Consider the following 13,900-nt stretch of genomic DNA (forward strand, 5'->3'; position numbering starts at 1 on the left):
GATCCGCCGCCGAGCATTCGCCCGGGCGCCTCCGCTCCAGGCGCACGGACGGTCCGCCGCGGTGTCGCCGCTGTTACCCGGCGCCGGGGCACGACCCACGCGGCCGTGCCCCGGGCCGACCGGGGCTCACTCCCCGGGCGTCGACTTCGCGATCTGCATCAGGAACTCGATGTTGGTCCGGGACTGCTTGAGCCGGTCCAGCAACAGATCCAGCGCGGCCTGTGAGTCCAGCGCGTGCAGCACCTTCCGGAGCTTGTGGACGATGGCCAGCTCCTCCGGTGCGAGCAGGATCTCCTCCTTACGCGTGCCGGACGGGTGGATGTCGATGGCCGGGAAGGTCCGCTTGTCGGCGATCTTCCGGTCCAGCTTCAACTCCGCGTTGCCGGTGCCCTTGAACTCCTCGAAGATGACCGTGTCCGCCGTCGAACCGGTCTCCACCAGCGCGGTGGCGAGGATGGTCAGCGAACCGCCGTTTTCGATATTGCGGGCCGCACCCAGGAACCGCTTGGGCGGATACAACGCGGTGGAGTCGATACCACCCGACATGATCCGGCCGCTGGCCGGCGCCGCCAGGTTGTACGACCGGCCGAGCCGCGTCACCGAGTCCAGCAGCACGACCACGTCGTGGCCCAGCTCGACCAGCCGCTTCGCCCGCTCGATCGCCAGCTCGGCGACGGTGGTGTGGTCCTGCGGCGGACGGTCGAAGGTCGCCGCGACGACCTCACCCTTCACCGACCGCTGCATGTCGGTGACCTCTTCTGGGCGCTCGTCCACCAACACCACCATCAGGTGGCACTCCGGGTTGTTGTGGGTGATCGCGTTCGCGATCGCCTGCAACACCATCGTCTTACCGGCCTTGGGTGGCGAAACGATGAGTGCCCGCTGGCCCTTGCCGATGGGCATCACCAGGTCGATCACCCGCGTGGTGAGGATGTGCGGCTCGCTCTCCAGCCGCAGCCGCTCCTGCGGGTAGAGCGGGGTGAGTCGGTAGAACTCCGGCCGGCGCTTCGCCTCCTCCGGCTCCATCCCGTTGATGGTGTCCAGCCGGACCAGCGGGTTGTACTTGTCCCGCCGCTGCTCGCCCTCCCGCGTCGCGCGGACGGCACCGGTAATCGCGTCACCGCGCCGCAGACCGTACCGCTTGATCTGGGACATAGAGACGTAAACATCGTTCGGGCCGGCCAGATAACCGGTGGTCCGGACGAAAGCGTAATTGTCGAGCACGTCGATGATGCCGGCCACCGGGACCAGGACGTCGTCCTCGCTAACCTGAGGCTCCCGGCCGCCATCGCCGTCCCGGTCACCACGGCCGCGCCGACGGTCCCGGAAGCGGCTGCGCCGGCCACGCCGACCGCCGCCCTCGTTCTCCTCCTCGCCGTCGTTGTCACGCTGACCCCGGTCGTTCCGGTCGCCCCGCTCGCCGCGCTCAGCACGGTCACCACGCTCGCCGCGCTCAACACGGTCGCCACGCTCGCCACGGTCACCGCGCTCAGCACGCTCGCCACGGTCACCGCGCTCAGCACGCTCGCCACGGTCACCACGCTCGCCGCGGTCACCACGCTCGCCGCGCTCGCCGCGCTCAGCACGCTCGCCACGGTCACCGCGCTCAGCACGCTCGCCACGGTCACCACGCTCGCCGCGGTCACCACGCTCGCCGCGCTCGCCGCGCTCAGCACGCTCGCCGCGCTCAGCACGGTCCCGGCCGCCGCGACCCTCACCGCGCTCCCGGCGTTCGCCGGCCTCGGTCCCCTCCGGTCGCGTCTCAGCGCGGGCCTCACCGGCCTCGCTGGCCGCCCGGCCACGTCGGCCACGAGCGCGGCCGGTGGTCGGCGTGGTTGTTGACGACTCGGCGGGACGCGACTCGGCCTCCGGCCGCTCGCCCGACTCCCGAACCTCCGCGTGGACCTCCCCCCGGGCGGGGGCCGCAGCAGCCGCAACCTCGGCCCGCGGTCGAGGGGTTCCGGTGGCTGCCCCGCCACTCTGACGCTCGGTGATCGCGCTGATCAGCTCACCCTTGCGCATGCGGGCCGTGCCCGAGATGCCGAGCGACGCGGCCAAGCTCTGAAGCTCCGGCAGCAGCATCGCCGACAGACCTGTGCCGCTACGCCGACGACGGGTGGGAGCAGCGGTCGTGGCATCGCCAGCGACGTTGGAAACATCCGACGTCACGTCGGTGGTGTCGCTCAATGGAATCCTTCCCTCGATAGGCCGGGACTGCCCGGAATCGACATACAGGTGGCCGGGCGGCCTCGGTGCACCCGCCTCGCATGGACGCGTCGCGGGAGATGGTGGCACAGCAGCCGGTAGCCTTCCCGACTCACCGAGGTGATGAGGACGGGCTCGCCGTCTGCCGCGACCGGTGCGCACTGCGGTGCGGCGTTTCTAGGCAGGGGTGACGGGCAGACCGCCGATAGCTTCGGGGGTGCGCCGACCCGCAGGAAGATCGCGTGCTTCGCGGCTGTGCTAAGTCTAGAGCGTAATCAACTCTTCCGACCTGCGGCAACAGGATCCCGCTCCGCGTGTCCCAGTCTACCCCGTCCCACCCGGGCGCCGTGCACCTCTACCGGCAACGACCAAACCTGCCAGTCTGGCCCCGTTACCAGGTCGGCGGGGGGATCACGCAGCGCCAGCACAGTCGGGCCGGCCCCGGAGACCACCGCTGGCACATCCGCCGCGCGGAGTTCGGCGACCAACGCGGCCGTCGCCGGCATGCTCTCGGCCCGATAATCCTGGTGCAACCGGTCAACCGTGGCCGGCAGCAACAGCTCCGGCGCGACGCTGAGGGCATGGACCAGCAGGGCGGCCCGGCCCGCGTTGTGCGCCGCGTCCTGGTGCGGCACGGTAGCCGGCAGGGCGGCCCGCGCGGCGGCGGTGAGCCCCCGCTCCGTCGGCACGAACACCGTCGGCCGGACCCCGACGGCGACCGGAAGCGACACCGCCCGAGCTCCCTCCGACTCGGTCCAGGCGACGGTGAACCCACCCAGCAGGCAGGGCGCCACATTGTCCGGATGGCCCTCGAGCCGGGCCGCGAGACGGAGCACGGCCGCATCGTCCAGCCGCTGCTGCCCGTCGGGCAGCAGGGCCCGGGCCAGCAGCACCCCGGCGACGATCGCCGCCGAGGACGAGCCGAGGCCACGCGCCTGGGGGATCCGGTTGACGCACTCCACCGCCAGCCCCGCCGGCTGGCCGCCACACTCGGCAAAGGTGGCCCGCATCGCGCCCACCACGAGGTGCCGCTCGTCGCTGGGCAGTTCACCGGCGCCCTCGCCGAGCACCCGCACCGTGACACCGCCAGCGGTGACCTCGGCGCAGACATCGTCATAGAGTCCAAGGGCGAGCCCGACGGCGTCGAACCCCGGCCCCAGATTGGCGCTGGTGGCAGCGACTCGCACCCGGACCGGGCCGGGCAAGAAATTGGTCGACACGCGCTCATGCTAGGACCGCGTACCGACGTTTCGAACCACCGCCCCCGGCCCGGCTGTCGGGGAGATAATGGGCGGAGAACCCGCGGCCGGTCAACGCTGAGCCGACTCCGGCTCGGCGACCGGCTCGGTCAGCGAGAGGTGGCGGGTCGCCACCCGCCAGCCGATCGCGTAGACCAGGGTGACGAGACCACCACCGGCCAGCACCACCCGTTCGTCCACCACGTCAATCACCGACGCCACCACCAGCTGGCTCACCGAGATGGCGAGCGTCGCCAGCATCATGTCGGTGGCGAAAACCCGCCCACGTAACCGGTCCGGGACCTCACCCTGGAGGGCATAGTTGGACATGACCCAGTTACTGCCCCCAGCGAAGTGCGCCACAAAGACCAACACGAGCACCAGCGGGAACCAGTTCACCGCCGAGGTGCCCAGGTAGGCCAGCCCGTACAGCGACATGGACAGCGCCAGGCCCGGCAGCAGCCAGGCCCGGTTACCCAGGACCCGTCGCATCAGGATCGGACCGACCAGAGCTCCCGCCCCACGGACCGCGAAGAGCAGACCGGCGCCGATCGGGCCGGCCCCATAGGTCGCTGCCAGCAAGGGAAAAACCGTCAACACACCGTTACCGAGACCGACTGCCGACTTCACCGTGACCAAGGCCAGCACCCGGGGCCGGTGGCCGATGTAGCCAAGCGCTTCCCGGACCGCCGCCCAGGTCTGCTGTGCCGGCCGATCCTGCTCTCGGGGGGCCTGCAACGGCCGGCGGATCAGCGCGGCCAGGATCGCCGCCAGGACCAGACCGCCGGCCGCCACCCAGAAGGCGACGTACGGTCCGGTGGCGCTGCTCAGCACCCCGCCCAGCGACGCCCCGACAATCGTCATCGTGCCCCACGCCGAACCCGCGACCGCGTTACCCGCCGCCAACTCGTCCCGGTCCAGCACGTTCGGCAGAGCAGCCTGCGCCGCCGGCGAGTAGAACGCCTTGGCTACCGCCACCACCCCGATCCCCACCAAGGCCAGCCAGGCGGTGCCGGCATCGCGTACCCCGAGGAGCAGCAGGACGCCGACCAGCGCGGCGAGGTTGGCCCCGATCATGATCCGGCGCCGGTCGAACCGGTCCGCCACCGCCCCGGTGTACGGCAGCAGCAGCGCCACGACGCCGGTGTCCATGGCCAGCAGCAGCGCACCCCACACGCCGCTGCCGGTCAACGCCGGCAGGAGCACCAGCAACGGAACCATGACGAACCAGTCCACGCCGAAGACCATCAGCTCGGCCAGGAGCAGTTTGCGGAAGCTCCGGTTACGACGCAGAACCGAGAGGACGGACGGCATCACCGAACCCTATCCACCGCGATGCCGCGCTTTGGTCATCGTGCGGACAGCAGGGCCCGGAAACGGCGCGGACGCCCTCGACCAGCCGTCGAGGGCGTCCGCGAGCCGCGTAGTTACTCCGCTGGCGGAAGCGGCGAGGTACGGCTTCTGGGCAGTCGCAGCACCTCGAACTGGTCAGTTCCCTCAACCAGCGCCGGCGAGGGTGTCGGTTGGTCGGACACCTCGCCGGCGGTGCCGGTGTCGGCGCCACCGCCCGAACCCGCCGACTCCGCCGCACCGGGACCGCCGACCGCGGCGGAGGCCGCACCGGGCCCGGTGGCCGCCGGCTCGGCTGAGGCGGGCGTGCCGACCGCGGCATCCGCCCCGGCCCGCGGCCCCCGCCGACCGGCCCGCCAGTCCCGGATCGACTCCTTGGCGTGCTCCACCATCACGTACAGGGTCGGAACCAGCACCAGGGTGAGCAAGGTCGAGCTGAGCAGACCACCGATCACCACGATCGCCAGGGGCTCCGAGATGAAGCCGCCCTCGCCGGTGAGGCCGAGGGCCATCGGCAGCAGCGCGAAGATGGTCGCGACCGCGGTCATCAGAATCGGGCGCAGCCGCCGCCGGCCGCCCTCGACAACCGCCTCCCGGGCCCCCAGGCCCTGCGCCCGGTACTGGTTGACCAGGTCGAGCAGGACGATCGCGTTGGTCACCACGATGCCGACCAGCATGAGAACACCGATCAACGCCGGCACGCCCAGGGGGGTGCCGGTAGCCAGTAGCAGCCCGATCGCGCCGGTCGCCGCGAACGGCACGGAGACCAGCAGGATCAGCGCCTGAGTCAGGCTACGGAACGTCACAACCATGATCAGGAAGACGATCGCGATCGCGGCGAGCACCGCCAGCCCCAGATCGGCGAAGGCTTCCTCCTGGTCCGCGCTGACGCCACCGATGACGAAGGTGGCCCCGGGGACGTCGATCGCGTCCAGCCGTTCCTGCAGCTCCTGGCTGGTCGCGCCGAGGTCGGAGCCGGTGGCCGTGCCGGTCACCGAGACGCTGCGCTCACCGTCGATCCGGGTGATCTGCTGGGGGCCGAGAACCTCACTGACCTCAGCGATGGCGCCCAGCGGGACCGCGCCGACCGGCAGCGCCCGCAACTCCTCGGGCGACAGCGGCGGTTGGCCGGTCTGCAGGACCACGTCCCGCTGCTGGCCCTCGATCGTCAGCTGCCCCAGCGGGGCGCCCCGGAATGCCTGCGCGACGAGCTGCCCGACACCCGCCTCGGTGAGCCCGGCCGCCGCGGCCTTCGCCCGATCAACCTTGACCTCGATCTGCCCGACCTGGGTCGCCACGCTGGTGGTCACGTCCTCGACGCCGGGCAGCCCCGTCATCGCCGCCAACGCCTCGTCAATGGCCTGGGAACGGATCGCCGGATCGGCGGCCTGCACGACCACCTCGAGCTGATTCCCGGCGGCTCCACCCTGCCCGGCCCCGAACCGGAACTCACCCGCCTCGGCACCGAACTCATCGAACTTCTCGCGCAGGACAGCACGCGTCTGCTCGGCGTCGGTATCCGTGAGGGTGAGCGACCAGGTCGCCACGCTGTTGCCACCGGCACCGGCCCACGGGTTACCCCCCGCACCGGCCGTGACCTGATAGGTCTCGATGCCCTCGGTCCCGGCCAGGACCTCCTCCACCTGTCGGGCCGCCGCATCCGTGCCCGCCAGCCCGGTGCCCGCCGGCAGTTCCTGGGTGATGGTCATCGTGTCCTGGCCGGAGTCGTCGAGGAAGTTCGTCTCCAGCTGGCGGGAGAGGCCGAACGTGCCGAAGAGGACCAGGACGCCGAGGCCGAGGGTGATCCACCGGGTCGACCGTGCTCGGGTGGCGAAGCCGATGACCGGCAGGTACGCGCGCTGCAGCGGGTTACGCAGCTCCTTCTCCTCCGCGGCCTGACGCACCGCCGCCTCGCCCGCCGTCTGACCGGCCGGCTGGAGGAACCAGTACGCCAGCACCGGAATGAGGGTCAGTGACACCAGCAGCGAGGCGAGCAGTGCCACCGTGACGGTGATCGCGAATGGCGCGAAGAGCTGCCCGATGAATCCACCGACCAGTGCGATCGGGGCGAAGACGGCGACCGTGGTGAGGGTGGAGGCGGTCACCGCCCCGGCCACCTCCCGGACCGCGGTACGGATGGCCTCCTGCTTGGACTCGCCGTACTCGAGATGCCGTTTGATGTTCTCCAGCACCACGATCGAGTCGTCGACGACGCGGCCGACGGCGATGGTCAACGCGCCGAGGGTGAGCAGGTTGAGCGAGTAGTCGCCGATCCAGAGCGCGATCAGCGCGACCACCACCGACAACGGGATCGAGACCGCGGTAACGACGGTGGAGCGCACCGAGAACAGGAAGACCAGGATCACCAGGGCGGCCATCACGAGGCCGATCAGCCCCTTGGTGGCGAGACCCTTGATCGACTTTTCGACGAAGGGGGCCTGGTCGAAGACGACGGTCAGCTCGGCGCCGGAGGCGGTGCGCAGCTCCGCGAGCCGGTCCCGGATCTCCTGGGAGATCTCCACCGCGTTCCCGTCCGGCGTCGCGGTCACGGCGATGCCCAGGCTGTCTTGGCCGTTGGTACGCGTGATCGCGGTGACCGGCGTGGGCTGCTCCTCGACCGTCGCCACGTCGCCGAGGCGCACCGGGTCGGCCGGCGCCACGGTGAGGATGATGTCGCGCAGCTCGTCGAGGGTGCCCAGCGGGGTGCCGACCTGCACCGGGAGCGTTCGTTGACCGTCGACAACCGCGCCGGCCGGGATAGCGACGCCGTTGGCCTGCAGCGCCCGGGCGAAGGCGTCGGGCCGAATGCCGGCCTGCGTGAGCTTCGCCACATCCGTGGTAATCGCCAGCACCTCGTCGGGGGTGCCCGTCAGGTCGACCGTACGCACACCCTCGATCGCGGCCAGTTCCGGCAGGACCGTACTGCGCAGCTGCTCGCCGAGCGCACGCTGGTCCGCCCCACCGGAGGCGGCGAGCACCACCGCCGGCAGGTCATCCGTGCCGCCGGCGATGACCTGCGGCTCAACCCCGTCCGGCAGCCCGGGAACCCGGTTGACCGCGCCCTGCAGCTGGTTGACCGCATCGTCCACATCGGTACCGAACTCGTACTCGACCTGGATGGTCGCCGACCCCTCGCGGGAGGTCGAGGTGATCTTCTCCAGCCCGGTGACGCCCTGGAGGCTGTTCTCAATGGGCACGGTTACCTGCGACTCAACAGCCTCCGGACCGGCGCCGGGATGGGCCGCCACGATGAAGGCGGCCGGGAACTCCATCGACGGTAGGAGTTGCTGCTTCAGCGACGGTACGGCGAACGCTCCGAACACCGTGGCGACCACCGCGACAAGGGCAATCAGCCCTCGATTGGCAAGACTGAATCTGGCGAGCAGCGACATCGGCTGGGCTCACTCCTGATGCGGGAATTGGGTGCGGGTGAGTCGAGTGTCCCGTACTGGTCCGGCACCGGCGCGACGGGGTTCACCCGTTGCGGCCCGCGAGTTCAATCAGCAACGCCCGCGGGTTCGTTCGCCGGCACCGCGAACGAGCCCGTCGCGGCCTTCAGGCCAGATCGAGCGAACGGGCCGCGGCCAGCGGATCATTGGCGATGGTCATCGGCGCGGGGGCGGTCGATATCGCCCACTCCGGGTCTTTCAGGCCATGACCGGTGACCGTGCAGACGATCGTGGAACCCGGCGGCACCGTACCCGCGGCGGCCTGCTGGAGCAGCCCCGCGACACTCGCGGCGCTGCCCAGCTCGACGAAGACCCCGACATCGCGAGCGAGCAGCCGGTACGCGGTCAGGATCTCCCGGTCGGTGACCGCGGCGATCAGACCGCCCGAGGCGTCCCGGGCATCCAGCGCTCTCGGCCAGCTCGCCGGATTGCCGATCCGGATCGCGGTGGCGATCGTGGCGGGTTCGCGCACCGCCTGCCCGGTGACGATCGGCGCCGCACCAGCGGCCTGGAAGCCGTACAGCTTCGGGGTCCGGGTGATATTTCCGGCGGCCTGTTCCTCCGAGTAGCCGAGCCAGTAGGCGGAGATGTTCCCGGCGTTGCCGACCGGCATGCAGTGAATGTCCGGTGCCGCGCCAAGCGCCTCGACGATCTCGAAGGCGGCGGTCTTCTGGCCGTGTAGCCGGTCGATGTTCACCGAGTTCACCAGCGCGACCGGGTAGTCCTGAGCGAGCTTGGCGGCCAACGACAGGCAGTCGTCGAAGTTGCCACTGACCTGGAGCAGCCGGGCACCGTGCACCAACGCCTGGGCGAGCTTGCCCAGCGCGATCTTTCCCTGTGGCACCAGCACCGCGCAGGTCAGGCCAGCTCGCGCCGCGTAGGCCGCGGCCGATGCGCTGGTGTTACCGGTCGAGGCGCAGATGATCACCTTGTTGTCGGCCTCGACCGCTTTGGAGACCGCGACGGTCATTCCCCGGTCCTTGAAGGAGCCGGTCGGGTTGGCCCCCTCGACCTTCAGAAAGACCTCGCACCCGGTCCGCGCCGACAGCACCGGCGCCGGCAGCAGTGGGGTGTTCCCCTCGTGCAGGGTGACGACCGGGGTGGTCGCCGTGACCGGCAGCCGCTCTCGGTACGCGTCGATAAGACCCCGCCACATGTCGTCTCCTCCGCCTCCACCCGACTGAGCTATGCGCTTCCCTCGACCCGCAGCACGCTGGCCACCGACCGGACCGCGTCCAGCCCGCGCAACGCCTGGACCGTCGCGGCGAGTGCGGCGTCCGGCGCGACATGGGTGACGATGACTAGGTCGGCATCCTCGTCCCGGCCGGCCACGCCGCTGCCCGCGGCGCCCTGCCGAACGGTTGCGATCGATACACCGTGCTCCGCGAACACGCCCGCCACCGCCGCCAACACGCCGGGGCGGTCGGTCACGTCGAGGCTGATGTGGTACCGGGTGAGCGCCTCCCCCATCGGCCGCACCGGCAGGTCGGCGTAGGCGGACTCACTGGCCGCCCGGACCCCGGCGAGCCGGTTACGGGAGACCGCCACCACGTCGCCGAGCACCGCGCTGGCGGTCGGCGCCCCACCCGCACCCGGCCCGTAGAACATCAGCTGCCCCGCCGCCTCGGCCTCCACGAACACCGCGTTGAAGGCGTCCCCCACGCTGGCGAGGGGATGGGAGAGCGGAATCATCGCCGGATGCACCCGTACGCTGACGGTCTCCCGGCCATCCGCCGCGGTGCCCCGGGCCGCGATGCAGAGCAGCTTGATGGTGCAGCCCATCGCCTTGGCACTGGCGACATCGGCGGCGGTGACCTCGGTGATGCCCTCCCGGTGCACATCCGCCGCACCGACCCGGGTGTGGAATGCCAGTGAGGCGAGGATCGCCGCCTTGGCCGCCGCGTCGAAGCCCTCCACGTCGGCCGTCGGGTCAGCCTCGGCGTACCCCAGATCGGTCGCCTCGGCCAACGCCTCGGCGAAGCCAGCGCCGGTGGTGTCCATGGCGGAGAGGATGAAGTTGGTGGTGCCGTTGACGATGCCGGTCACCTGGGTGACCCGGTCCCCGTGCAGCGACTCCCGCAGCGGGCGCAGCAGCGGAATCGCACCGGCCACCGCCGCCTCGTAGTAGAGGTCGCCCCCGCCCTGCGCCGCCGCGTCGTGCAGCGCCCCGCCGTCCTCGGCGAGCAGCGCCTTGTTCGCGGTTACCACGCTCTTACCCGCCCGCAGCGCCTCCACCAGCCAACTCCGGGCCGGTTCGATGCCGCCGACGCACTCGACCACCACGTCGATGTCGTCCCGTTTGACCAGGTCGAACGGGTCAGCGGTGAAGACGGCCGGGTCGACCGGCAGCTCCCCCCGGTCCCGGCCGATCCGCCGTACGGCGATGCCGGCGATCTCCAGCCGGGCGCCGATCCGGGCGGCGAGATCGGCGGACTGCGAGTGCAGCAGCCGAACCACCTCGCTGCCGACCGTGCCACAGCCGAGCAGCGCCACGCGCACAGGTGATGTCATCCCACATCCAAAGCGAGCAGGTCCTCTTCGGTCTCCCGGCGGACGATCAGGCGAGCCCGGCCGTCGCGCACCGCGACCACCGGGGGGCGCGGCACGTGGTTGTAGTTGCTGGCCATGCTCCGGCAGTACGCACCCGTGCCGGGCACGGCGACAAGATCTCCGGGCTGCACGTCCGCGGGCAGGAATTCATCCTTCACCACAATGTCCCCGGACTCACAGTGCTTTCCCACAACGCGGGCAAGCACCGGCTCGGCGGCGCTCGCCCGGGACGCCAGGGTCGCCGAGTACGACGCGTCGTAGAGCGCGGCCCGGATGTTGTCGCTCATGCCGCCGTCAACACTCACATAGCAACGACGCCCATCCGTCGCGTCGCCACCGGTTCCGACCGGCACCGACTTGACCGTGCCCACCTCGTAGAGCGTGAACATGGCCGGGCCGACGATCGCCCGGCCCGGCTCGATCGACAGGTGCGGCACCGCCAGCCGCTCGGCGGCACACTCCCCGTCAACGATCTTGCGTAGCCGCTTCGCCAAGTCGGCCGGCGTGGCCGGGTCGTCCTGCGAGGTGTACGCGATGCCGAACCCGCCGCCCAGGTCCAGCTCCGGCAACTGCACCCCCCGCGCGTCGCGGATCTGCGCCTGGAGCGCCAGCACCCGGCGGGCGGAGACCTCGAACCCGCTCGCATCGAAGATCTGCGACCCGATGTGCGAGTGCAGACCGCGCAGCTCCAGCACGTCCTCGTCGAGGATGCGCAGCGCGGCGGCGATCGCCGCACCGTCCGCCAGCGAGAAGCCGAACTTCTGGTCCTCGTGCGCGGTGGCGATGAACTCGTGGGTGTGCGCCTCCACGCCGACGGTGACCCGCACCAGCACCCGCGGGCGGACGCCCCGCGCGCGGGCCAACGCGGTGAGCCGGTCGATCTCGTGGGATGAGTCGACGATGATCCGCCCCACCCCGACCTCCAGCGCCCGGCTCAACTCGGCGGTCGACTTGTTGTTGCCGTGGAAGCCGATCCGCTCCGCCGGCACCCCGGCCGCCAGCGCGGTAGCCAACTCGCCACCGCTGCACACGTCCAGGTACAGCCCCTCCTCGGCGACCATTCGGGCGACCGCCCGGCAGAGGAACGCCTTGCCGGCGTAGTAGACATCCTCGGTCGGGAAAGCGGCACGGAATTCCCGGCAGCGGCTCCGCAGATCCTCCTCGTCCAGGAGATACACCGCGGTACCGAACTCGGCCGCGAGCTCCCGCACCGAACAACCCGCGACGGCGAGCGCACCGTCCGCCGCCCGGCTGACGGTGCGCGGCCACAGCCCGGGCAGCAGGGCATTGACGTCCTGTGGGGCACGCAGCCACGCCGTCCCCTGGCTGCCGATCTCCCCATGCAGGGCACCGGCCTCGTGTGCACGCATTACTTAATCTCCGCTTCCCGACTGCGGGGCTCGCAAGCTCACTCCTCGCGCTCGCATGTCACATCCGCTCTGGGGCCGCGACGCCGAGCAGCCGCAGGCCGTTGGCGATGACCACGCGGGTGGCGTCGTTGAGCCAGAGCCGGGCGCGGTGCAGGTCGGTGATCTCCTCGTCGCCCCGGGGGAGCACCCGGCAGTTGTCATAGAAGCGGTGGTACGCCCCGGCCAGGTCCTCCAGGTACCGGGCGATCCGGTGCGGCTCCCGTAGCTCGGCGGCGGTGGCCACCACGGCCGGGAACTCGGCCAGCGCCTTCAACAGCTCGTTTTCCTTGTCATGGTCGAGCAGCTCGGGGTGGAAGTCCGCCGAGCCGCCCCGGGCCAGCCCGACCTCCGCGGCATTACGCCCGACATTCGCCGTACGCGCCGCCACGTACTGCACGTAGTAGACCGGGTTGTCGCGGCTGGCCCGGGTCCACAGCTCGATGTCGATGTCGATCGGGGAGTCGGTGGAGTAGCGCGCCAGGGCGTACCGGGCGGCGTCCACACCGACCGCGTCGACCAGATCCTCCAGGCTCACCACGGTGCCGGCCCGCTTACTCATCCGCACCGGGGCCCCGTCCCGGACCAGGTTGACCATCTGCCCGATCAGGATCTCCAGGTTGCGGCTCGGGTCGTCGCCGAAGCAGGCGACCATCGCCTTCATCCGGCCCAGGTAGCCGTGGTGATCCGCGCCGAGCATCAGCACGACCCGCTCGAAACCGCGCTCCCGCTTGTCCAGGTAGTAGGCGCAGTCCGCGGCGAAGTACGTCCACTCGCCGTCGGACTTGCGCAGTACCCGGTCCTTGTCGTCACCGAAGTCGGTGGTGCGCAGCCAGGTGGCGCCGTCGGCCTCGAAGATGTGGCCCTGCTGCCGGAGCCGCGCCAGGGCGAGTTCCAATTCGCCCCGGTCGTGCAGGTCCTTCTCGTTGAAGTAGGTGTCGAACTCCACGCCGAAGTCACGCAGCGACGACTTGATCTCAGCGAACATGAGCTCGACGCCCTCGACCCGGAACACCTCCTGGGCGGCGGCGTCGTCGAGCGCCAGCACGTCCGGCCGCCGGGACTGGACCTGCTGCGCGATCTCCGCGAGGTACGCGCCGGCGTACCCGTCCTCCGGCGCCGGCTCCCCCTTCGCAGCGGCCAGCAGGGAGCGGGCGAACCGGTCGATCTGCGAACCGGCGTCGTTGAAGTAGTACTCGGTGGCGACGGCAGCCCCGGTGGCGCGCAGCAACCGGCTCAACGCGTCACCGACCGCCGCCCACCGGACGCCGCCGATGTGCACCGGGCCGGTCGGATTGGCCGACACGAACTCGAGGTTGATCGACTGACCAGCGAGCCGGCCGCTGCGGCCGTACTCCGCGCCGGTCTCGACGATCACCTGGGCCAGCTGGCCCGCGGCGGCCGCGTCGAGGCGGATGTTCAGGAAGCCCGGGCCGGCGATCTCCACCGACTTGACCCCCACGGCCCGGCCGAGCTGCTCGGCCAGCGCGGCGGCGAGCTCCCGCGGCGGGACCCCCACCTTCTTGCTGAGCTGCAGGGCCAGCGTCGAGGCGTAGTCCCCGTGCTCGACGTTGCGGGGTCGCTCCACCGCGGTCTGCTCCGGGAGCGTGGAGCGGTCCAGGCCCCGCTCGGTGAAGACGGCGTGGGCTGCGGTGAGGACGACCTCGGCGAGTTCTGCGGGAGTCACCGAACCATGCTATCG

The 13,900-nt window shown here is 70.9% G+C and carries 8 protein-coding genes; all 8 read right to left on the reverse strand.

The features are described from left to right. Positions 1-126: 126 nt before the first annotated feature. Complete coding sequence (gene rho / locus SALPAC2_RS0111450) at positions 127-2,187, reverse strand: transcription termination factor Rho (protein WP_080636908.1); 2,061 nt, start codon at positions 2,185-2,187, stop codon at positions 127-129. Between the two features lie 293 nt (positions 2,188-2,480). Further along, complete coding sequence (thrB, locus tag SALPAC2_RS0111455; protein WP_018216796.1) at positions 2,481-3,425, reverse strand: homoserine kinase; 945 nt, start codon at positions 3,423-3,425, stop codon at positions 2,481-2,483. A gap of 90 nt (positions 3,426-3,515) precedes the next feature. Further along, the gene (locus SALPAC2_RS0111460) at positions 3,516-4,757 is read right to left on the reverse strand and encodes an MFS transporter (RefSeq protein ID WP_018216797.1); all 1,242 of its coding nucleotides are present in this window, start codon (positions 4,755-4,757) and stop codon (positions 3,516-3,518) included. A 113-nt stretch (positions 4,758-4,870) separates the two neighbouring features. After that, on the reverse strand, positions 4,871-8,185 hold the full coding sequence (locus SALPAC2_RS0111465) for an efflux RND transporter permease subunit (protein WP_018216798.1): 3,315 nt from the start codon (positions 8,183-8,185) through the stop codon (positions 4,871-4,873). A 163-nt stretch (positions 8,186-8,348) separates the two neighbouring features. Beyond that, the gene (gene thrC, locus SALPAC2_RS0111470; protein WP_018216799.1) at positions 8,349-9,398 is read right to left on the reverse strand and encodes a threonine synthase; all 1,050 of its coding nucleotides are present in this window, start codon (positions 9,396-9,398) and stop codon (positions 8,349-8,351) included. 29 nt (positions 9,399-9,427) lie between these two features. After that, positions 9,428-10,741: a homoserine dehydrogenase gene (locus tag SALPAC2_RS0111475; protein WP_026184641.1), complete on the reverse strand. Its 1,314-nt coding sequence runs from the start codon at positions 10,739-10,741 to the stop codon at positions 9,428-9,430. An 8-nt stretch (positions 10,742-10,749) separates the two neighbouring features. Continuing rightward, entirely contained in the window at positions 10,750-12,162 is a 1,413-nt protein-coding gene (gene lysA, locus SALPAC2_RS0111480; RefSeq protein WP_018216801.1) for a diaminopimelate decarboxylase, read from the reverse strand. A 58-nt stretch (positions 12,163-12,220) separates the two neighbouring features. Continuing rightward, a complete protein-coding gene (argS, locus tag SALPAC2_RS0111485; protein WP_018216802.1) occupies positions 12,221-13,885 on the reverse strand; it encodes an arginine--tRNA ligase in 1,665 nt (554 codons plus the stop codon). Between the last annotated feature and the right edge of the window lie 15 nt (positions 13,886-13,900).

It is taken from the genome of Salinispora vitiensis, from assembly GCF_000378825.1.
Taxonomy (GTDB): domain Bacteria; phylum Actinomycetota; class Actinomycetes; order Mycobacteriales; family Micromonosporaceae; genus Micromonospora; species Micromonospora vitiensis.